17 protein-coding genes and 1 pseudogene are annotated in these 20,014 nt (G+C 71.4%); 7 read left to right on the top strand and 11 right to left on the bottom strand.

The features are described 5' to 3' along the window. The first annotated feature begins 101 nt into the window (after positions 1-101). Positions 102-896 (top strand): pyrroline-5-carboxylate reductase, encoded by a 795-nt coding sequence (gene proC, locus EL288_RS10005; RefSeq protein ID WP_010927974.1) that lies wholly within the window; start codon positions 102-104, stop codon positions 894-896. 15 nt (positions 897-911) lie between these two features. Here the strand turns inward: proC and EL288_RS10010 are convergent, their stop codons facing one another. Continuing rightward, positions 912-1,565 carry a GntR family transcriptional regulator gene (locus EL288_RS10010; protein WP_033459744.1) on the bottom strand — a complete coding sequence of 218 codons (654 nt, stop codon included), beginning with the start codon at positions 1,563-1,565 and terminating at the stop codon, positions 912-914. A gap of 219 nt (positions 1,566-1,784) precedes the next feature. Here EL288_RS10010 and EL288_RS10015 point away from each other — a divergent pair, with 219 nt between their 5' ends. Continuing rightward, positions 1,785-2,261 carry an NADAR family protein gene (locus tag EL288_RS10015; RefSeq protein ID WP_003812270.1) on the top strand — a complete coding sequence of 159 codons (477 nt, stop codon included), beginning with the start codon at positions 1,785-1,787 and terminating at the stop codon, positions 2,259-2,261. Positions 2,262-2,270: 9 nt separating this feature from the next. Here the strand turns inward: EL288_RS10015 and EL288_RS10020 are convergent, their stop codons facing one another. From EL288_RS10020 to EL288_RS10040, 6 genes and pseudogenes are all read right to left on the bottom strand, one after another. Continuing rightward, entirely contained in the window at positions 2,271-3,758 is a 1,488-nt protein-coding gene (locus EL288_RS10020) for an efflux transporter outer membrane subunit (protein ID WP_003812268.1), read from the bottom strand. A gap of 14 nt (positions 3,759-3,772) precedes the next feature. Then, entirely contained in the window at positions 3,773-4,894 is a 1,122-nt protein-coding gene (locus EL288_RS10025; protein ID WP_010926496.1) for an ABC transporter permease, read from the bottom strand. Between the two features lie 6 nt (positions 4,895-4,900). After that, entirely contained in the window at positions 4,901-6,040 is a 1,140-nt protein-coding gene (locus EL288_RS10030) for an ABC transporter permease (RefSeq protein WP_003812264.1), read from the bottom strand. After that, positions 6,037-7,374, bottom strand: coding sequence for an ATP-binding cassette domain-containing protein (locus tag EL288_RS10035; protein ID WP_408609327.1), 1,338 nt, complete (start codon positions 7,372-7,374; stop codon positions 6,037-6,039). Before EL288_RS10035 ends, EL288_RS10030 begins: the two co-directional genes overlap by 4 nt. After that, positions 7,363-7,704: pseudogene (locus EL288_RS24590) on the bottom strand (ATP-binding cassette domain-containing protein); the annotation flags it as partial. The pseudogene EL288_RS24590 and the gene EL288_RS10035, both read right to left, overlap by 12 nt. An 89-nt stretch (positions 7,705-7,793) precedes the next feature. Continuing rightward, positions 7,794-8,807 carry an HlyD family efflux transporter periplasmic adaptor subunit gene (locus EL288_RS10040; protein WP_003812256.1) on the bottom strand — a complete coding sequence of 338 codons (1,014 nt, stop codon included), beginning with the start codon at positions 8,805-8,807 and terminating at the stop codon, positions 7,794-7,796. Between the two features lie 118 nt (positions 8,808-8,925). Between EL288_RS10040 and EL288_RS10045 the strand changes: the two genes are divergently transcribed. After that, positions 8,926-9,573, top strand: coding sequence for a CerR family C-terminal domain-containing protein (locus tag EL288_RS10045; RefSeq protein ID WP_003812253.1), 648 nt, complete (start codon positions 8,926-8,928; stop codon positions 9,571-9,573). A 59-nt stretch (positions 9,574-9,632) separates the two neighbouring features. Next, positions 9,633-11,393, top strand: coding sequence for an alkaline phosphatase D family protein (locus EL288_RS10050; protein ID WP_003812251.1), 1,761 nt, complete (start codon positions 9,633-9,635; stop codon positions 11,391-11,393). Here the strand turns inward: EL288_RS10050 and EL288_RS10055 are convergent, their stop codons facing one another. Together EL288_RS10055 and EL288_RS10060 are read right to left on the bottom strand one after the other, a co-directional pair. Continuing rightward, the gene (locus EL288_RS10055) at positions 11,394-12,239 is read right to left on the bottom strand and encodes an aldo/keto reductase (protein ID WP_003812250.1); all 846 of its coding nucleotides are present in this window, start codon (positions 12,237-12,239) and stop codon (positions 11,394-11,396) included. Positions 12,240-12,281: 42 nt separating this feature from the next. Then, positions 12,282-14,150, bottom strand: a complete 1,869-nt coding sequence (locus EL288_RS10060) for a sigma-54-dependent Fis family transcriptional regulator (protein ID WP_033471441.1) — start codon at positions 14,148-14,150, stop codon at positions 12,282-12,284. A 257-nt stretch (positions 14,151-14,407) separates the two neighbouring features. Between EL288_RS10060 and exaC the strand changes: the two genes are divergently transcribed. Continuing rightward, entirely contained in the window at positions 14,408-15,937 is a 1,530-nt protein-coding gene (gene exaC, locus EL288_RS10065; RefSeq protein WP_010926498.1) for an acetaldehyde dehydrogenase ExaC, read from the top strand. A gap of 160 nt (positions 15,938-16,097) precedes the next feature. Here exaC and EL288_RS10070 read toward each other — a convergent pair whose 3' ends face one another. Beyond that, complete coding sequence (locus EL288_RS10070) at positions 16,098-16,748, bottom strand: flavodoxin family protein (RefSeq protein ID WP_003812242.1); 651 nt, start codon at positions 16,746-16,748, stop codon at positions 16,098-16,100. Between the two features lie 131 nt (positions 16,749-16,879). On the opposite strand from EL288_RS10070, the gene EL288_RS10075 reads away from it, so the two are divergent. Both EL288_RS10075 and EL288_RS10080 read left to right on the top strand, forming a co-directional pair. Further along, positions 16,880-17,806, top strand: coding sequence for a LysR substrate-binding domain-containing protein (locus EL288_RS10075; protein WP_003812240.1), 927 nt, complete (start codon positions 16,880-16,882; stop codon positions 17,804-17,806). Beyond that, complete coding sequence (locus EL288_RS10080; protein WP_003812238.1) at positions 17,803-19,098, top strand: DUF445 domain-containing protein; 1,296 nt, start codon at positions 17,803-17,805, stop codon at positions 19,096-19,098. The genes EL288_RS10075 and EL288_RS10080 overlap by 4 nt, the downstream gene beginning before the upstream one ends. 21 nt (positions 19,099-19,119) lie before the next feature. Here the strand turns inward: EL288_RS10080 and EL288_RS10085 are convergent, their stop codons facing one another. After that, a complete protein-coding gene (locus tag EL288_RS10085; protein ID WP_003812237.1) occupies positions 19,120-20,004 on the bottom strand; it encodes a LysR substrate-binding domain-containing protein in 885 nt (294 codons plus the stop codon). Positions 20,005-20,014: the final 10 nt, after the last annotated feature.

The following is a 20,014-nucleotide window of genomic DNA, read 5'->3' on the forward strand; positions in this document are numbered from 1 at the left end:
TGTTGGCGAGAATGTATCCTTTATTGGATCCAATTAAATCATGGCTGGCGGGGCCGCGGTGTTGCGGGAAACCCTGATGCGGCCGGACAGGGAGCGCGAGGATGAGGCAGGCATTGTTTCTGGGTTACGGCCGGATGGGCGCGGCGCTGGGCGAAGCCTGGCTGCGCGCCGGTTTGCTGGCAGGGATAGACGCGGTCGATCCGGGGCGCGATGGCGCCGGCCTGCGGGCGCGCCTGGTGCGCGGGGCGGACGAATTGCCGGAGCAGGCCTACGACCTGGTGGTGCTGGCGGTGAAGCCGGCCATGGCGCAGCAGGCCTTGCGCCCCGTGCCGCCGGCGCGGCTGGCGCGCGCCTGCCTGGTGTCCATCATGGCCGGCGTGCCGGCCGGCGCATTGCGGCAGGCGCTGCAGCCGCCGCGGCCGGTGGCGCGGGCCATGCCCAATACGCCGGTCATGGCGGGGCAAGGCTGCACCGGGCTGTACGGCGGCGACGATGTCGCGCCCGCGCAGCGCGCCGCGATCGGCCGCCTGTTCGAGGCCGTGGGCGCGGCGTTCTGGGTCGATACGGAAGATCAGCTGCACGCCGTGACGGCGTTGAGCGGCAGCGGTCCGGCCTACTACCATCTGTTCAGCGAGGCGCTGGCGCAGGCGGGCGAGCAGCTGGGCCTGCCGGCCGCGCTGGCGCGCAGCCTGGCGGCCCGCACGGCGCTGGGCGCGGCCAGCCTGCAGTGCGAGGAAGGCGCCGATTTCGCCGCGCTGCGCCGCGAGGTGACCTCGCCCCACGGCACCACCCATGCGGCGATCGAAGTGTTCGAGCAGGCGGGGGCGCTGCGCACGCTGGTGCGCGATGCGGTGCGGCAGGCGCAGGCGCGCTCGCGCGAGCTGGCGCGGCCCTAGGCGGGCGGCGCTGCCTCAGATCAGGCCATGTTCCTTGCGCAGCACGTCCTGCGTGTGCTCGATGTGCGCTTCGAGCAGGTCGCGCGCGCGCTTGGCCTTGCCGGCGATGCATGCGTCCAGGATGGCGCGGTGCTCGTTCTGGGGCGACTTGCGGCCCACGGCATAGGACTGGTGCGCACGCAGATGGATATCGATGCCGCGCACCAGGTTCTCGATGGTCTTGAGCAGGCGCAGCCGCCCGCTGGGGCGGTACAGGCACATATGGAATTCGAGGTTCAGCTCGCTCCATTCGCGCGGGAATTCGCTGGCGTCGTAGCGCGCGATGATGGTCTCGGCTTCCTTGAAGACCGCGGGCGTCATGTGCGGAATGGCCAGCACCAGCGCGCGCGATTCCAGCCCCACCCGGATGTCGAGCGTTTCCAGCAGTTCCTGGACCGAGCGCGACGCGACCACCGAGCCCTGGTGCGGCGCGTGCGTGACCAGTCCCTCGGCTTCCAGCCGCTTGAGCGCCTCGCGCACCGGTATGCGGCTGACGCCGAAGCGCTTGGCCAGCACCTCCTGCTTGAGCTGCACGCCGATGCCCAGCGAGCCGTCGAGGATCAGGGCGCGCAACTCGTCGGTCACGCCATCGGCGGTCAGCGTCAAGGGTCCTGCATTAGCGTCGGTCATGCCTGGTCAACCTGGAAGAGCCGCGCGGCCGGATGGCCGTCGAGGATGGGGGCCGATCATACACACCGCGCGCGGCCCGGCGGGCGGCTGCGGGGGGTGAAACGGCGTGGATATTATTTTGGATCCATCATACCACCCGCGTCGGCGCTGCGTGACCCGCCGCGCAGGGTACGGGGTATCATCGGGGCCGCCGTCAGCGACACTAGAAGGAAGCGTGCCATGAACTCCGCATCTCGCCTGAACATCTCCAGTACGTCCGACGATTGGCGCGGCCTGGCGCTGTCGAATTTCCCCCTGTCGCCGTTCGTGCTCGATGGCGAGCTGTTCGCCTCGGTGGAAGGGTTCATCCAGGGGATCAAGTTCCGCGAGGACGATCCGCGCCGCGCCACTGCGTTCCTGTCCAGCGGCTGGGACGCCAAGCACCTGGGCGACACGGCGGACCGCAGCGGGGCCTATTGGGGCGGCGCGCGCATTCGGTACGGCTCGGCCGAACACCACCAGTTGATCGAGCGGGCCATCCGCGCCCGCATCAAGCAATGCGAGGGCTTGCGCCGCACCTTGCGGGCGACCGAGGGCATGACCCTGGTGCACGATACCGGCAAGCCGGAGGCCCCGCATACCTCGCTGCCCGCCACGGTGTTCTGCCGCATTCTCGAAACGCTGCGCCGGGAAATCCTGGCGCGCGCGCGGCCGTAGCCGCGGCGGCTAGGGCTGCGTCTCGGCGCCGCCGGCCAGGGCCTTGTAGAGCACGACCAGGCGGGTGCGCAGGCGCCCGTCGCTGGCCGTGAGGTCGCGGCGCGCCTGCAGGTCTTCGCGTTGCGCGTCCAGGACGGCCAGGTAGTCGGTCAGGCCGCCGAGATAGCGCGCCTGCGCCCATGCGCGGGCCTGCGCGGCGCTCTCGGCCTTTTCCCGCAGGCGCGCATATTGCAGCTGTTCGGCGCGATAGCCGCTGAGTGCGTCGTCGACTTCATGCCAGGCCCGCAGCACGGTCTGCTGGTAGGCGACGGCGGCCTCCTGCTGCTGCAGTTCGCGCAGCGTGACCACGCTGCGGCGGCGGCCGCTGTCGAAGATGGGCAGGTCCAGCGACGGCCCGATGGACCAGGTGCGGCTGCCCCAGTCGCCGAACTTGCCGCTCTCGTACGATTCGTAGCCGAACCGCGCGCCCAGGCGGATGCTGGGGTAGAGGTCGGCCTGGGCCAGGCCGATGCGGGCGGTGGCCTGGTGCAGGCGCGCTTCGGCGGCGCGGATGTCCGGGCGGCGGCGCGCCAGTTCGGACGGCAGCCCCAGCGCGTAGTCGGGCAGCGGCCGCGCCGGGCCGTCGCCTTCGGGCGCGGCCAGCTCGTCGCCCAGTTCGCCGGGCCGCGCGCCGAGCAGCAGGCCCAGGCGGTTGCCGGCCTGGGCCTGCTGCTCCAGCCAGCGCGGCAACTGGGCCTGCAGGCCGGCCAGTTGCGTGCGCTGGCGCGCCACGTCGAGATCGGCGGCCAGCCCGCCGCGCGCTCGCGCCTGGATGAGCGACAGTTGTTCTTGCAGCGCCGCGATGTCCTGGCGCAGCAGCCGCGCCTGATGCTGCGCGGTGCGCAATTCGAAGTAGTTGCGCGCCACCTCGCTGACCAGGCTGAGCCGCGCCGCGTCGTACAGCGCGGCCGAGGCCGCCACGTCGGCGTCGGCGGCCTCGACGGCGCGCCGCACGCGGCCCCACAGATCCAGTTCCCAGGAGGCGTCGAAGCCGGCCTGGTACAGGGTGTAGGGGTCGCTGAGCAGTTCGGTGACGGCCTGGCGATTGGCCGGCGCGATGGCGTCGAGAATGCGGTTGGCGGCGGCGTCTTCGCTCTGGCGCTGGCGCGTGACGGCCGCCGCCGCGTCGACCTGCGGGCCGCGCTGCGCGGCCACTGTCCGGCGTTGCGTGCGCGCCTGGGCGTAGCGCAAGGCTGCGCTTTGCAGGTCGGGGCTGGCGGCCAGCGCGCGCGCCTGCAGGCGGTCCAGCGCCGGGTCGCCGAAGCTGCGCCACCATTGCGCGGCCGGCGCGCCGGCCGCGCCGGCGTGGCCCGCCAGTTCGGGCGGGCCGCCGTGCCACGACGTCCAGTCGGCCGGGGCGGCGGGGGTGGGCGCCTGGTAGTCGGGGCCGACGGCGCAGGCCGCCAACGCGCAGGCCAGCGCGATGCAGAGTGCGGACAGGGGCAGGCGGGCGTGCATGGCGTGGGGCGGGTTCAGACGAGACGGTTGCGAAACAGCCACGCGGCCAGCGGCAGCGTGACGGCGGCGACGGCCAGCATGGGCAGGAAGTCGATGGCCACATCGCGTACGCCGGCGCCTTCCAGGTAGACGCGGCGCACCAGGTCGACGGCGAAGCGCAGCGGGTTGGCCCAGGTCGCGGCCTGCAGCGCCTCGGGCATGTTGCCTACCGGCGTGATCAGGCCGGACAGCAGGATCAGCGGCATCATCAGGACGAAGGTATAGACCATGGCCTGCTGCATATTGGCCGACAGCGCCGAGATCGACAGGCCGATGCCCACGCTGGCGGTGGTGAACAGCAGCAGCCCCAGGTAAAGCGTGGCGGGCGAGCCGGCCAGGGGAATGGCGAACCAATAGCGCGTCACCAGCAGGATCAGGGTCGATTGCGCCAGGCCGATCAGGATGGCGGGCACGGCCTTGCCGACCAGGATCTCCAGCGGGTTGAGCGGGGTGACCAGCAACTGGTCGAAGGTGCCTTGCTCACGCTCGCGCGCCACCGAAAGCGCGGCCAGCATGAGAGTCTGGATCATGCTGAGCGTGGCGATCAGCCCGGGCATGATGTTCCAGCGGGTTTCCAGGTTGGGGTTGAACCAGGCGCGCGTGCTCACGCGCACCGGCGGCGCGCCCACGCCCGGCAGGGCGGCGTTGTAGCCGGCCACCAGCGTTGCGAGATGGCCGGCGGCCATGCCGGCGGTGGTGGAGTTGCGGCCATCGAGCACGACCTGCATGGGCGCGTCCTGGCCGGCCGCCAGGCGCCGGTCGAAGTCGGCGGCCAGGTGGATCACCAGCAGCGCCTGGCCGCCGTCGATGACGCGGGCGATGTCGGCCGGCGCGCGCAGGGTCGCCACGCGCTGGAATACGCCGGAGCCGTCGATGCGCGCGGCCAGCTCGACCGCGCCGGCGCCGCGGCTCTGGTCGAGCAGCGCGTAGGGCACATGGTTGAGGTCGTAGGTGGCGCCATAGCCGAACAGCAGGCTTTGCAGCAGCACGGGGGCGATCAGGATGACGCGGTTGGCCGGATCCTTGACGATGGCCAGCGTCTCCTTGCGGCACAGGAAGGCGATGCGGCGCAGCATGGCGGACAGGCGGGCGAGCATGGCGTGTCAGTCCAGGGATTTGCGCGTCAGGCGGCGCGCCAGGGCCAGCAGCGCCACGGCGTAGACGGCCAGGATGGCGCAGTTGCGGGCGATCAGGGGCCAGTTGTCGCCGGCCAGGAACGCAGTCTTCACCAGCTCCATGAAGTAGGTGGCGGGCAGCAGCGAGCCCACGAAGCGGATTGCCGCCGGCACGTTGCGCAGGTCGAACAAAAAGCCCGACAGCATCAGCGCCGGCAGGAAGCTGCTGAGCACGGCGACCTGGCTGGCCAGGAACTGGTTGCGCGTCGTGGCCGAGATCAGCAGGCCGATGCCCAGCGCCACGACCAGGTAGAGCATGGCGCTGAGCAGCAGCACCGCCAGCGAACCCTGCAGCGGCACGTGGAACAGCAGGCGCGCCGCGGCCAGGCACAGCCCCAGTCCCAGCATGCCGACGACGAAGTAGGGGATCATCTTGGCCAGCAGGATTTCGGTGGGGCGCACGGGCGTGACGAACAGCGCCTCCAGGGTGCCGCGCTCCCATTCGCGCGCCACCACCAGCGCCGTCAGGAAGGCGCCGACCAGGGTCATGATGAGCGCGATCAGGCCGGGCACCAGGTACCAGGTGCTGGTGTTGGCGGCGTTGAACCACAGCCGCTCGACCATGGTCACGCCGGGCGGCGGCGCGGCGTGGCCGGCGCGGTCGGCGCGCAGGCGCGCTGCGTGCCCGAGCGCGCCGTCGACGTAGCGCGCCAGGGCGGCGGCGCTGTTGGCGTCGGCGCCATGCAGCAGCAACTGCACCTGCGCGTCGCCGGCAGCCAGCCGGCGCGCGAAGTCGGCGGGCACGCGCACGATGCCCTCGACCTCGTGCCGGCGCATCAGCGTTTCGGCGCTATGCATATCGGCCAGCCAGACCGGCGCCAGGTAGTCCGAGCCGGCCAGGCCGGCCAGCGCGTCGCGCGCCTGGGGCGAGCGGTCTTCCAGCACGACCGCGATCGGCGCGTTGCGCAGGTCCAGCGACAGCCCGTAGCCGAAAATCAGGATCAGCAGGATGGGCAGGACCAGGCCAATGGCCAGGTTGCTGCGGTCGCGCAGCAACTGGCGGAACTCCTTGCGCACGAGGCTGGCCAGCCGGGGCCAGAAACCGCCGGCGCCTGCGCGCGGGCTCATGGCCGCGTCTCCCGGCCCTGGCGGGCGCGCGCCTGTTCGACGATGCCGATGAAGGCCGTGTTCATGTCGCCGGCATTGCCCGCCTGGCGGCGCACCGCGTCGGGCGTGCCCAGCGCCAGCAGCCGGCCGGCGTCCTGGATGGCGATGCGGTCGCAGTATTCGGCCTCCTCCATGAAGTGCGTGGTGACGATGATGGTGGTGCCGTCCAGGGCCAGCGCGGTGATGCGGCGCCAGAACGCGCGCCGCGCCAGCGGGTCGATGCCGCTGGTGGGTTCGTCCAGGAACAGGATCTCGGGTTCGTGCAGCAGGCCGGTGGCCATGGCCAGGCGTTGCTGGTAGCCGCCGGGCAGCTCGCTGCTGCGCGCCTGGGCATGGCCGCGCAGGCCGAACTCGTCCAGCACGGCGTCGATGCGCCGGCGCAGCGCCGCGCCGCCCAGCCCGTAGACGCCGCCGAAGAAGGCGAGGTTCTCGGCCACCGTCAGGTTGCCGTACAGGGCGAACTTCTGCGATACATAGCCGATGTGGCGCCGCGCCCGCGCCGGCGCGTTGCGCAGGTTCACGCCGGCCACCCGCAGCTGGCCGCTGCTGGCCGGCAGCAGGCCGCACAGCATGCGGAACGTGGTGGTCTTGCCGGCGCCGTTGGGGCCGAGCAGGCCGAAGATCTCGCCGCGGCGCACGCTGAACGAGGTGCTGGCCACGGCGGTGAACGCGCCGAACTTGCGCACCAGGTCATGGACTTCGATGGCGGGCTGGGCCGCGTCCGGGGCGTCGCTGGCGCGCGGCGCCGGCGGGACCGGGCGCGGCGCGGCCGTGGCCGCGGGCGCGTCGGCCGCCAGGCGCGCGCGCAGCAGCATCTGCACGCCGTCTTCCAGGCGCGCCGGCGTGGCGTGGGCCTGCGCGCCGCCGAGCAGGGCGCGCAGGCGTGCCGGGTCGGCGTCGGGGCGCTGGATGTAGCGCACCGCGCCGCCCTCGGGCACGGCGTCGATGATCTGCGCGCTGTCGTCGAGCAGGCGCGCCTGCAAGGTGCGCGCCGGCACGCCTGCCGGCGGCGCGGCGAGAAAGCACAGGCCCTGGGCCGGCTCGCGCAAGGCCTGCGGCGCGCCCTGCGCGAGCAGCGTGCCGCGGTACAGCACGTGGACTTGCGCGCAATGCTGCGCTTCGTCGAGGTAGGCGGTGCTGACCAGCACGCTGAGCCGCGTTTGCTCGACCAGTTGCTGGACGATCTGCCACAGCTCGCGGCGCGACAGCGGATCCACGCCCACGGTCGGTTCGTCCAGCAGCAGCAGGTCGGGCGAGCGCACCAGGGTGCAGGCCAGCCCCAGCTTCTGCTTCATGCCGCCCGACAGCTTGCCGGCCGGCCGCTCGGTAAAGCGCGCCAGGTCGGTCATGGCCAGCAGGCGCGCGTAGCGTTCGCGGCGCTCGCGCGCGGGCACGCCGTGCAGGTCGGCGTACAGGTCGAGGTTTTCCTGCACGCTGAGGTCTTCGTACAGGCCGAAGCGTTGCGGCATGTAGCTGATGCGGTCCTGCACCGCCTGGGGCGATTGGACGGCATCGATGCCCAGCACGCGCAGCGTGCCGGCGTCGGGCCGCATCAGGCCCGCGATCAGCCGCAGCAAGGTGGTCTTGCCCGCTCCGTCGGGCCCGACCAGCGCGGTCAGCCGGCCGCGCGCGACCGACAGCGTCAGCGCATCGAGCGCGAGCGTCTGGCCAAAGCGCTTGGCCAGGTCCCGCGCCTCGATGACGGGCGCCTCGTTCATGCGCCGGGCTCCGCCGCATCGGCCAGGTCCAGCCGCACGGTGGCCGGCATGCCCAGGCGCAGCCGGTCCTGCGGGTCGTCGACGCGGATGCGGATTTCATACACCAGGCTGGTGCGCAGGGTTTCGGTCTGCACGGTCTTGGGCGTGAACTCGGCCACCGACGAGATATAGCCCACCTGGCCGTCGATGGCGCGGTCGGGCTGGCTGTCGGTGTAGACCCGGGCCCGCATGCCCGGCCGCACGCGCCCCAGGTCGGGTTCGGACAGGTAGGCGCGCACCCACTTGGGCTCGGTCAGCGCCAGCGTATAGACGGGGCGCTGCGGCGAGGCCATGTCGCCGGGCTCGAGCAGGCGCGCGCGCACGACGGCGTCGGTGGGCGCTTTCAGTTCGGCCTGGGCCAGCCGGTGCCGCAGCAGGGCCAGTTCGGCCAGGCTGGCCTGCCACTGCGCCGCCGCTTCGGCGATGTCTTCGTCGCGCGGCCCCAGCAGGGCCAGCTGCAGCGCCTTGGCCTGGGTTTCGGCCTGGGCGCGCGCTACCCGCAGGCGCGCCGCGGCGCGGTCGATGTCCTGCCGGCTGACGGCGCGTCCATCGGTGGCGCGGGCGGTGCCCTGCAGACGTTGCAGGTCCTGCTGCGCGAGGGCGGCGTCGGCCGTCGCCGCGTCGGCGCGCGCCCGCGCCTGGGCGATCTCCTGGGGGCGCGAGCCGTTGCGCAGGCGCAGCAGGGCTTGTTCCTGCGCGCTGGCGCGCGCCTGGGCCCGTTCGGCCTCGAGTTGCAGGGTGCGGGTTTCCTGGCGCGCCAGGACCTGGCCGGCGCGCACGCGGTCGCCTTCCTCGACCTGCATGTCGGCGATGCGTTCGCTGTTGTCGAAGGCCAGCGCCACCTGGCGGATATCGACATTGCCGTACAGGGTGAGGATGTCGTCCGGGGGTTGCGCGCGGGTCAGCCACCATGCCGCGCCGGCTATCGCCAGCGCGATGGCCGCCGCCGCTGCAATCAGGGGTTTCTTCATGGTCGGCGCTCGCACCGGAGGGGTCGATGGGCCGACTATACATTAAATTAAAATTGAATTTGAAGTAATTTCGGGTGACACTAGGCCGTTCTTTCAATGCACCGCCACACCGATCACCATGACCAGACCGCGCCGTTCGCTGCGGGCCGACGGGGCCAGCACCCGCGCCAGGATCCTCGAGGCAGCCGGCCAGCTGTTCGGCCAGTACGGCTATGCGGGCGTGGCCAGCAAGGCCATTTGCGCGGCCGCCGGCGCCGACCTGGCGGCGATCAACTACCACTTCGGCAGCCGCGACGGCCTGTACCGCGCGGTGCTGGTCGAGGGGCACAAGCATTTCATCAATCTTGATACCTTGACGGCGCTGACGCAAAGCGATCTGTCGCCGCGCGAGAAACTGTGCGCCTTCATCGACGGCATGGTGGCGGGGTTGTGGGAGCAGGACTGGCACACGCGGGTCTGCGCGCGCGAGGTGCTGGCGCCGTCGGCGCATTTCGCCGCGCTGATCGACGAAGAGGTGCTGCCCAAGTTCCGGCTGGTGGCGGGCATCCTGGGCGACATCACGGGCTTTGCGCCGGGCGATCCGGCGCTGGCGCGTTGCGCCGTGAGCATCGTGGCGCCATGCATGATGCTGATGGTGGTCGACCGCAATGCGCCCAGCCCGCCGCAGCAGGTGCTGGCGCAGCCGGCGGCCGACCTGGCCGAGCATCTCAAGCGCTTCGCGCTGGCCGGCCTGGACGCGGTCAGCGCCGCCGCGCCGCGCCGCTGACGCCTCTGCTACATTGACGCCACCGCGGCCCCGCTCCGGGCGGCCGCCTGGAGGGGACTATGGCAAAAGAGGCGTACACCGTCGGGCCCGTCTTGTCGTTTCGCGGCGTGGGAGGCGCGCGCCAGTGGCGCGTGAGCGCGCTGATCGGCGTCCCGCGCACCGCGAAGGCGCCCGCGCTGCGCGTGGAAGGGCGGGCCTGTGCCGCGCCCGTGGTGCTGCACCAGACCGCGCGCGAAACCTTCCTGCGCTACGACCTCAGCTGCGACATGCAGGCGCGCGAGCGCAAGGTCGAGTTCGGCCCCAGGGGCGGACCGGCCTGGCATTTCACCGTGCCCGCGAAGGGCGCCGCGCCGCGCCTGGCCTATGTGTCGTGCAACGGCTTTTCCGACCCCAGCGGCATGCGCAAGCTGGTGCGCCCGGAAAACGCCGTATGGGCGGACCTGCTGTGCAACCACGATCGCGACTTGCGGCCGGCGGACTATCTGCTGGACAAGGAACAGTTGTGGCACGAAACGCGTACCCATGACGAAGGCCTGCAGCGCTTCCACCTGCTGCTGATGGGCGGCGACCAGATCTATTTCGATTCGATCTGGGAGGACATCGCGGCGCTCAAGCAGTGGGTGGGCCTGGCGCGCGCGCAGCAGCTGGAATTCAAGGTCAGCCAGGCGCTGGAAGACGAGATCGAGGCGTACTACTTCGGCCTGTACAGCCGCCGCTGGCTGCCGCCGTCGCGCGCGCCATGGGCGGGCGCGCAGCCCAGCCTGGACGCCGCCGACGCCATGGCCCGCGTGCCCACCATCATGATGTGGGACGACCACGACATCTTCGACGGCTGGGGTTCGTACAGCCCGGCCATGCAGCGCTGCGAACTGTTCCAGACCCTGTTCAGGCATGCGCGGCGCGCCTTCTGGGTCTTCCAGATGCAGCACGCGCTGGCCGACCTGCCGCCCCTGCAGGCGATCGCGCGCGCCAATGTGCTGCCGCAGGATCCGCAGTACGAGGGCATCGCCTGGAGCCGCCAGCTCAAGCGCGACCGGCTGGCGCTGCCGCTGCTCGACGGCCAGCCCGGCTTCACCTCGGCCTATCGGCTGGGGCCGCTGGCGCTGGTGGCCGCCGACCTGCGCACCGAGCGATCGCGCACGCAGATCCTGGGCACGCAGGCGTGGACCGCGCTGCAGGGCTGGCTGCATGGGCTCAAGGGCAACCGGCCGGCTTCGGCCACGGGCGGCTGCCGGCATCTGATCTTCATGTCCTCGGTGCCGGTGGCGCATCCCAAGCTGTCGCTGGCCGAAGGCCTGCTCGACACCTTTGGCCAGGACCATGTGCTCGACAGCAATGCCGACGACCTGAAAGATCATTGGTCGCACGACGACCACGAGGGCGAACGCAAGCGCCTGCTGGAGACGCTGATGCAGGTCGCCAACGAGAAGCTGCTGCGCGTGTCGATCGCCTCGGGCGACGTGCACGTGGCGGCGTGGGGCAATGCCTACCGGCGCGACATCCCGCCCACGTCGAACTGGGCGCAGATCCAGCAGTTCACCTCGTCGGCGGTGGTGCACCCGTCGCTGCTCGGCGTGGCCGAGCGCCTGTTCCTGTTCATGCTCAACGGCACGGCGGCCCAGGCGCAGCCCATCGACGTGAACCTGAGCGTGGAGATGATGCTGTTTCCTGGCCACAATCGCTATGTGATGCCGGCGCGCAACTGGCTGGCCTTCGAGCTCGACGCCGGCAAGGCCGGCAAGCTGTGGGCGAGCTGGCGCTGCGAGACCGAGACGGGCTTCTCCAACCATCTGCAGGCGGTGCAGCCCGCGCAGGGCTGATCAGATCATCGGCAGGCTGGCCGGGCGGGGGCCGCGCTCGAACGCGGCGTCCAGGTCGGCGCAGTCCTGTTCGCTCAGCGCCAGGCGGCCGGCGGCGGCGTTGGCCGCCACGTGGGCCGGGTCGGCCGCCTTGGGAATCGCGAACACGCCGGGCTGGCGGGTGAGAAAGGCCAGCGCGATCTGGCGCGGCGTCGCGCCGTGGGCCTGCGCGATGCGCGCCAGCACGCGCCCGCCGGCGCTGGCTGGCGCCGGGAAGTCGTCGTGGCCGAACGGGCTGTAGGCCACCACGGCCACGCCATGCGCCGCGCACCAAGGCATGACCGCATGCTCGATGGCGCGCTCGCGCAGGTGGTAGAGCACCTGGTTGCAGGCCAGCTTGCCGGGGCCGACGATGTCCAGGGTTTCCTGCAGGTCGTCGACGTCGAAATTGCTGACCCCGTAGCTGCGGATCTTGCCTTCGCGCTGCAGCGCGTCGAATGCCGCGAAGGTTTCTTCCAGCGGATGGGCGCCGCGCCAGTGCAGCAGGTAGCAATCGAGATGGTCGGTGCCCAGGCGGCGCAGCGAGCGTTCGCAGGCCGCGCGCGTGCCGGCGCGCGAGGCGTTTTCCGGTAGCACCTTGGACACCAGGAAAACCTGGTCGCGGCGGCCCGCGATGGCCTCGCCCACCAGGCGTTCGGCCGCGCCCGCGCCATACATCTCGGCGGTATCGATGTGGGCCATGCCCAGGTCCAGCCCGTTGCGCAGGGCATCGACCGCGCTGGCGCGCGCGCTGTTGTCGAGGTTCCAGGTGCCCTGGCCGATGGCCGCGACCATGCGGTCGGTGGCGCCGAAGCGATGCTGTTTCATGGTGACTCCCCGCGGGCAAGCCCCAAGCGTAGCAGGCCGGCGCTAGCCGCGCTGGCGCGCCAGGTGCCGGTACAGCGTGCTGCGATGGATGCCGAGTTCGTGCGCGGCCCCGGCGATATTGCCGCCGTGGCGGGCCAGGGCCTGGTCGATCCGGTGCAGGCTGGCGTCGCGCAGCGAGGCGGGCGCCGCGGGCGGGGCCGCCACGCCCGGGCGCGGCGCGGCGCCGTCGGCCGCGTGGACGGCGGGCGCGGCGATGGCGGCGGGCAGGTGGTGGCGATGGATCAGGCTGCCGGGCGGATGGAACAGCGCCAGCGTGCGCAGCACCGAGCGCAGCTGCCGGTAGTTGCCCGGCCACGCATAGGCGGCCAGCGCGTCGAGGGCGTCGTCGGCCAGCGTCAGGCCGGCGGGCGTGTCGTCCAGCGCGCGCAAGGCGGCGCAGATAAAGGGGCGCAGGTCGTCGCGCTCGCGCAGCCGCGGCAAGGGGACCGCATAGTCGTGCAGGCGGTAATAGAGGTCGGCGCGGAACTCGCCGGCGGCGATCATGGCGTCCAGGTCGCGGTGGGTGGCGCTGACCAGGCCGAAGTTGACCGGCACCGCCTTGTCGGCGCCCAGCGGCTGCACCATGCGCTCCTGCAGGGCGCGCAGCAGGCGGGTCTGCAGGGCCAGCGGCATGTCGCCGATTTCGTCCAGGAACAGCACGCCGCCGTCGGCTTCGCGCAGCCGGCCGCGCGCGCCCAGCCGCCGCGCGCCGGTATAGGCGCCCGGCTCGTAGCCGAACAGTTCGGCCTCGATCAGGCTTTCGGGCAGGGCGCCGCAATTGACCGCGACGAACGGACCGTCGCGCCAGATGCTGCGGCGGTACAGGTGCTGTGCGTAGACTTCCTTGCCGGCGCCGGTTTCGCCTTGCAGCAGCACCGACAGGCCGCCGTCGAGCGCGCGCCGGGCGCGTTCGAAGCCGGCCTGCAGCGCCGGCGCCAGCGCCGGCAGCGTTTCCTCGGGCGCCTGCGCCGGCACGGCGCGCGGCGGGCGTGGGGGCGCGGGCAGCGAGCGCGCATGCCCGCCCTGGCGCAGCACGGCATGGAAGGGAGCGCCTTGCGGCGTATGGACGCGGCCGGGCGTGCGCGCGACGGCGCGCCAATCGACCAGCCAGCCGTCCAGCGGCTGGTCCAGCAGCGCGGGCCAGGTGGCGCCCAGCAGCGCGACGGCGGCATCGTTGGCGCCGACGATGCGTTCGTCCTCGATCAGCAGCAGCCCGCGTTCGACCGAATCGAGCAGCGAGGCCTGCTTGTGGAAGACCAGGTACAGGCAGCGCTCGCCGGCCTGCTCGATGACGCGGTTGGCAACCTGGCGCGCGCACATGCTGGCCAGGCTCAGCGCATAGGCGTGCATGCGCCCGGCGTCGCCCGAGATATCCAGCACGCCGAGGATGTCGCCGCGCGGCGAACGGATCGGCGCCGCGTGGCAACTGAGGATCTGGTTGCGCCGCAGGAAGTGTTCGGCGCCGTGCACGCGCAGCGCGGCGGCTTCGATCAGCGCCGTGCCGATGGCGTTGGTGCCGCGATGGTTTTCGGCCCAGCTGACCCCGGGCCGCAGCGCCACGTGGTCGGCGCGCTGCAGGAAACCGGTATTGCCGCTTGCCTGCAGGATCACGCCGCTGGCGTCGGCCAGCAGCACCAGGCTGGAGGCGCTGGCCACCATGCCGGCCAGGGTTTCGATTTCGGGCTGGGCGGCGCGCAGCACGCAGGCGTGCTGCTCGAGGCGTTCCTGCAGGTCGCCGTGACGCAGGGCGACGGGGTCGTCGTGCAGGTCGGCGGTGGCGCTGGCGCAGCGCTCCCAGGAGCGCACGATGGGAGCGGCGGCCTGCGTGGACGGCAGGTGCTGGCCGGATGCGGAAAGCTGGTAGCCGGGCATGCGGTGTCTCCTTGCGTGTCGCGCGCCGCGACGCGATGTCGCCGCCGGCAACGCCGGCCTGTCGCAAGATGCGACAGACCGCTGTTTTTTATAGGGAAATTATGCATGAAAAGCGCGTGCGCGCTGGCCGTCCAGAGGTAACAGCTCGTCGCCGCGGGCTGGCACGGCGTTTGCATGAGCCTGAACGGCGCCCCATGCGCCCGCCGCGCGACGGCAAGCAATCGTCACGGCGCCACAACGACATCAGGAGACAAGCCATGGATCTATCCGACCTGAAAAAATTGGGCCTGGATGTGGCCTACCCGTTCAAGGAACAGTACGAGAACTACATCGGCGGCCAATGGGTGCCTCCGGTAGGCGCGGAGTACTTCGACAATCTGTCGCCCATTACCGGCCAGCCGTTTTGCCGCGTGCCGCGCTCGGGCGCGGCCGACATCGAACTGGCGCTGGACGCGGCGCATCGCGCGCGCGCCGCGTGGGCGCGCACCTCGCCCGCCGAGCGGGCCAACATCCTGCTGCGCATCGCCGACCGCATCGAGGGACAGTTGCCGATGCTGGCGGTGGCCGAGTCGATCGACAACGGCAAGCCGCTGCGCGAGACCACCGCGGCCGACCTGCCGCTGGCGATCGACCATTTCCGCTATTTCGCGGGCTGCATCCGGGCGCAGGAGGGCGCCATCTCGGAGATCGACGCCAACACCGTGGCCTACCACTTCCACGAACCCATCGGCGTGGTGGGGCAGATCATTCCCTGGAACTTCCCGCTGCTGATGGCGGCCTGGAAGCTGGCGCCGGCGCTGGCGGCGGGCTGCGTGGTGGTGCTCAAGCCGGCCGAACAGACGCCGGCCTCGATCCTGGTGCTGGCCGAACTGATCGGCGACCTGCTGCCGCCGGGCGTGCTCAACGTGGTCAACGGCTATGGCAAGGAGGCCGGCCAGGCGCTGGCCACCAGCAAGCGCATCGCCAAGATCGCCTTCACCGGGTCGACGCCGGTGGGCAAGCACATCCTGCACGCGGCGGCCGACAACCTGATCCCCGCCACGGTGGAGCTGGGCGGCAAGAGCCCCAACATCTTCTTCGACGACGTGATGGACCACGACGACGAGTTCCTGGACAAGGCGCTCGAGGGGCTGGCCATGTTCGCGCTCAACCAGGGCGAGGTCTGCACCTGCCCGTCGCGCATCCTGATCCAGGAGTCGATCTACGAGCGCTTCATCGAGAAGGCCATCGCGCGGGTGCAGTCCATCAAGACCGGCCATCCGCTCGATGCCGGCACCATGGTGGGCGCGCAGGTCTCGCAGGTGCAGATGGACAAGATCCTGTCCTATATCGATATCGGCCGCCAGGAGGGCGCGCAATGCCTGACCGGCGGCGCGCGCAACGACATGCTGCCGGGCGGGCTGGACCAGGGTTTCTATGTCCAGCCGACCATGCTGCTGGGCAAGAACAGCATGCGCATCTTCCAGGAGGAAATCTTCGGGCCGGTCGCGGCGGTGGCCACCTTCAAGGACGAGGAGGAGGCCATCGCCATGGCCAACGACACGTTCTACGGCCTGGGCGCGGGCGTCTGGAGCCGCGACGGCGCGCGGGCCTACCGCGTGGGCCGCGGCATCGAGGCCGGCCGGGTGTGGACCAATTGCTATCACCTGTATCCGGCGCATGCCGCCTTCGGCGGCTACAAGCAGTCCGGCATCGGGCGCGAGACGCACAAGGCGGCGCTGTCGAATTACCAGCAGACCAAGTGCCTGCTGGTGAGCTACAGCGCCAAGGCCCTGGGCTTCTTCTAACCCGGGTGCCTGTCCCCGCCAGGGGACTGGCACCCGCCGACTCCCGGGGTGCCTGTCCCCGCGGGGACAGGCACCAGGATCCCGACGGGGACAGGCACCAGGATCCCCACGGGGACAGACACCAGAATTCCCGCAGGGACTGGCACCCCAGGCGCCGCGCTCACGCCGGCGCGCCGGGCCAGACCTGGTGGTCGCGCGGGCTGTCGATGCGATAGTCGGAGTAGGGCAGCGACAACAGGCCGTGGCCCAGCCGGTGCGCGGCTTGCAGCGGACGGCGCGGATCGTGCGCCACTTCGCCTCTGCGGTTGCCCGCCCCGTGCACCATGCCGACGAACTGCGAGTGGGTGTAACGCGTGAACTCCTGCAACTGATGCACGATGCCCAGGGCCGCGCCAGGGTAGGTTTCCTCGGAGGACACGGCCAGCGCCAGCCGCTTGCCCGTCATGCGCCGCAGTACCTCGGCGTGGCGGGGATGGCTGGCCGAGTAATAGGTGAAAGAGCGGTCGAAGAAGGCCTTGGCCTGGGCCGACATGCCGTACCAGTACACCGGCGTGCAGAGCACCACGGCGCGCGCGGGCAGGAAGTGGTCGAAGAAGAGTTCGCCGTAGCGGTCGTCGGGGCGCCGTGCATCGGCCTCTTTCTCGTCGGTCAGGAAGCCCGCGATGTAGTCGTCGAGAAACAGCAGCGTGGCGGCGGCGCCGGACTGGCGCGCGCCCTCGGCCACGGCCTGGGCGAGCAGGGCGCTGTTGCCGTCGCGGCGCGGACTGCCGACCAGCACCAGCACGGGGTTGGGGACTTGAGATGAATCCATTTTCATTCCTCGCTAAGCGTTTGGGTGGGGTGAGCGTTGGCGCATGGAAAATTTACGGCTTGATTGCCTGGCTTGGCGAGTGACGATGCCTGCATTAAGATGAATTGAATTCATCTCTGTCGTGACCCCGCATGTTTCATGATCTACCGCTGGGCGCGCTGCGCGCCTTCGAGGCCGCGGCGCGCCTGCTCAGCTTCAAGGGCGCCGCCGCCGAGCTGCATGTCACGCCCACCGCCGTGTCGCACCAGATCCGCGCGCTCGAGCAGCGGCTGGGCTTTGCGCTGTTCGAGCGCCTGCCGCGCGGGGTGCTGCTCACTCCCAAGGGCGGGCGCCTGTTCCAGCGGGTGCATGGCATGCTGCTGGATCTGGCGCAGACGCTGGACGCGCTGCGTCCGCGGCCGAGCACGGGCGGCCTGACGGTGTCGACCACGCATTCGTTTGCCGCGCTGTGGCTGGTGCCGCGGCTGGGGCGCTTCTACCAGGCGCATCCCGGCTACGAGGTGCGGCTGGACGCGACCAGCCGCCTGGTGGATCTGCTGCAGGACGCCAGCGTGGACGTGGCGATCCGCTATGGCGGCGGCGACCGCTCGGGCCGCCACCGCGGCCTGCAGGCCGCGGCCGTGCTGCCCGAGCGCTTCGCCGTCTACGGCGCGCCCGCCGCGGTGGCCAGCGCGGCGCGGCGGCGGCCCGCGCTGATCTCGGTGCAATGGCGCGATTCCACCGTGTACGAGACCGGCTGGCGGCAATGGTGCGAGGCGGCCGGCGTGAGCTGGCTGGCGCGCGCCGCGCCGCGCAGCTATGAAGAGGAAAACTACGCCCTGCAGGCCGCCATCGCCGGCCAGGGGCTGGTGCTGGCCAGCTCGGCCATGGTGTCCGACAGCGAGGCGCGCGGCCTGCTGGCGTGCTTTCGTCCCGACATCAGCGTGCCCGGGCTGCGCTATACCGCGCTGTCGGCGCCGGGCCGCCAGCGGCACCCGCCGGTGCGCGCCTTCCTGGACTGGCTGGCCGGCGAGTTCGAGACCGCGGCGGCGCGCGGGCGCCCGGGGCTGGCCCCATGAGCGCGCCGGCCGATCCGCGCCTGGCGCAATTGCGCCGCATGCAGCGTTGGGCGCTGGCGCTGCTGGCGGCCATGATCGCCGGCTTCGTCGCCAGCCACCTGATGGGCGGACAGGGCGCCTGGGCCTGGGTACGGGCGTTCTGCGAGGCCGCCACGGTCGGCGCGCTGGCCGACTGGTTTGCCGTGGTGGCGCTGTTTCGCCGCCCGCTGGGGCTGCCGATTCCCCATACCGCCATCATCCCGGCCAACAAGGCGCGTATCGGCGACAACCTTGCGGTGTTCGTGCGCGATCATTTCCTCGATCCCGCGACGCTGCTGGAAAAGCTGCGCGTGTTCGATCCGGCCGCGCGCCTGGGCCATTGGCTGGCCGACCCGCGCCAGACCCGCAGCCTGGGCCAGGGCGCGCGCCAGGTGGCGCTGCAGGCGCTGGACCTGCTCGATGAGCAGGCTGTCAGCCGCGCCATCCAGGGCTTCGCCGTGGCGCAGTTGCGCCGCTGGGACGCGGCGCGCACGGCCGGCGAAGTGCTGGCGCTCCTGACCCGCGACGGCCGCCACCAGGAATTGCTGGACGCCGCGCTGCGCCGGCTGGGCGACTACCTCGGCGAAGAGGATATCCGCCAGCGCGCCTGCGCGCTGCTGGTGAAGTTCGCCCGCAAGGAATGGCCGCGCATCATCGCCGCGGTGGATGTCATCGGCTCGGTGGAGGGCATTGCCGACAACCTGGCCGATCGCATGGCGCGCGCCCTGGTCGACGAACTGCGCGATGTGCTGTCTCGCCCGGATCATCCCGTGCGGCGCAACTACGAGGCGTGGGTGGCCGACTATATTGCGCGGCTGCGCGACGACCCCGAGCTGGCCGGCCAGGTCGAGGCCCTGAAGCAGCGCCTGATCGACGACCCGCGCGTACAGGAGTACGCGCTGGGGCTATGGCGCGACATCCATGCGGTATTGCGGCGCGACCTGCAGGCCGAGGATTCGGCGCTGGCGCGTCACCTGGAGGATGCCCTGCAGGCGCTGGGCCAACGGCTGTCGCGCGACCCCGAGCTGCGCCGGGCGGTCAACGAGCATGTGCTGGACAGCGCGCGCAAGCTGACCGACAGCCTGCGCAGCGGCGTGACCGAGCATATCTCGCGTACCGTCAAGAACTGGGACGAGCGCCACCTGGTGCGCGAACTCGAACTGAGCGTGGGCCGTGACCTGCAGTACATCCGCTTCAACGGGACGCTGGTGGGCGGGTTGATCGGCCTGGCCCTGCATGCCGGCGTGCTGCTGGTGCAGCGGGCCGGCGGCTGAGCCGGCGCGACGCGGGCGCGCTCAGGCGGCGGCCGCGTAAGCCGGCCGGCGCTCCTGGTAGGCCTGGCGGATATGGTGCGCCATTTCCTCGACGGCCTGCGAGCGCTCGCCGGGCGCGATGTACAGATTGATGGCGTAGTCGGGCAGGGCCGGCAGGCCGCTGGCCGCGTCGAGCACTTGCAGGTCGGCGGGGGCCACCGACAACAGGCTGGCCGTGACCGCCAGGTCCAGGCGCACGGTGGTCAACGTGGCGTCGGCATTGCCGTTCTCGAATACGCTGCGCCAGGGAATGCGTCCGCCGTCCAGCGCGTCGGCCAGCACCGGCCGGAAGGCGCAGGCATCGCTGACCAGCGACACCGGCAACGGGTTCTTGCGCCACGCCTGGCCGCCCGGGGCGGCCAGCCACACCACGCGGTCGACGGCCAGGCGCTCGCCGCCCGCCGCCGCGCCGATGGGCTCTTCGGCCAGCGTCAAGTCCAGCTTGCGGCGCCGCACCTGCTCCAGCAGTTCGGGCGAGGTCGCCGAGATCAGCGAAATGTCCACATCGGGATAGCGCAGCGAATAGGCGCGCAGCAGGCCCGGCAAGTGCGTGCCGATCAGGTCGTGCGGCACCCCCAGCCGCACCGCGCCGACGCAGCCGGCGCCGGTCATGTGCTGCATCAGTTCGTCGTTGATGCGCACCATCTCGCGCGCGCGGCCCAGCAGGCGCGCGCCGTCGCCGGTCAGCGCCGCGCCGCTGCGGCGCCGTTCCAGCAAGGTGCGGCCGAACAGGGCCTCCAGCCGCTGCAATTGCTGGCTGACCGCGCCCTGGGTCAGGTGCAGCAGGGCGGCGGCGGCGGTCAGGCTGCCGGTATCGTGGACGGCCAGGAAGGCGCGCAGCAGCGCGGTGTCGATATTGCGGCTCATGATTTATTAG

Source organism: Bordetella bronchiseptica, from assembly GCF_900636925.1.
GTDB classification, from domain to species: Bacteria; Pseudomonadota; Gammaproteobacteria; order Burkholderiales; family Burkholderiaceae_B; genus Bordetella; species Bordetella pertussis.

Bases quoted from the DNA above. Each gene is read 5' to 3' on its own strand.
- EL288_RS10085 (WP_003812237.1), bottom strand. From the start codon at position 20,004: ATGAGCCGCAATATCGACACCGCGCTGCTGCGCGCCTTCCTGGCCGTC.
- EL288_RS10060 (WP_033471441.1), bottom strand. From the start codon at position 14,150: ATGCCCGGCTACCAGCTTTCCGCATCCGGCCAGCACCTGCCGTCCACG.
- EL288_RS10015 (WP_003812270.1), top strand. From the start codon at position 1,785: ATGAACTCCGCATCTCGCCTGAACATCTCCAGTACGTCCGACGATTGG.
- proC (WP_010927974.1), top strand. From the start codon at position 102: ATGAGGCAGGCATTGTTTCTGGGTTACGGCCGGATGGGCGCGGCGCTG.
- EL288_RS10045 (WP_003812253.1), top strand. From the start codon at position 8,926: ATGACCAGACCGCGCCGTTCGCTGCGGGCCGACGGGGCCAGCACCCGC.
- EL288_RS10055 (WP_003812250.1), bottom strand. From the start codon at position 12,239: ATGAAACAGCATCGCTTCGGCGCCACCGACCGCATGGTCGCGGCCATC.
- EL288_RS10035 (WP_408609327.1), bottom strand. From the start codon at position 7,374: ATGAAGCAGAAGCTGGGGCTGGCCTGCACCCTGGTGCGCTCGCCCGAC.
- EL288_RS10010 (WP_033459744.1), bottom strand. From the start codon at position 1,565: ATGACCGACGCTAATGCAGGACCCTTGACGCTGACCGCCGATGGCGTG.
- EL288_RS10075 (WP_003812240.1), top strand. From the start codon at position 16,880: ATGTTTCATGATCTACCGCTGGGCGCGCTGCGCGCCTTCGAGGCCGCG.
- EL288_RS10030 (WP_003812264.1), bottom strand. From the start codon at position 6,040: ATGAGCCCGCGCGCAGGCGCCGGCGGTTTCTGGCCCCGGCTGGCCAGC.
- EL288_RS10050 (WP_003812251.1), top strand. From the start codon at position 9,633: ATGGCAAAAGAGGCGTACACCGTCGGGCCCGTCTTGTCGTTTCGCGGC.
- EL288_RS10025 (WP_010926496.1), bottom strand. From the start codon at position 4,894: ATGCTCGCCCGCCTGTCCGCCATGCTGCGCCGCATCGCCTTCCTGTGC.
- EL288_RS10080 (WP_003812238.1), top strand. From the start codon at position 17,803: ATGAGCGCGCCGGCCGATCCGCGCCTGGCGCAATTGCGCCGCATGCAG.
- EL288_RS10020 (WP_003812268.1), bottom strand. From the start codon at position 3,758: ATGCACGCCCGCCTGCCCCTGTCCGCACTCTGCATCGCGCTGGCCTGC.
- EL288_RS10070 (WP_003812242.1), bottom strand. From the start codon at position 16,748: ATGGATTCATCTCAAGTCCCCAACCCCGTGCTGGTGCTGGTCGGCAGT.
- exaC (WP_010926498.1), top strand. From the start codon at position 14,408: ATGGATCTATCCGACCTGAAAAAATTGGGCCTGGATGTGGCCTACCCG.
- EL288_RS10040 (WP_003812256.1), bottom strand. From the start codon at position 8,807: ATGAAGAAACCCCTGATTGCAGCGGCGGCGGCCATCGCGCTGGCGATA.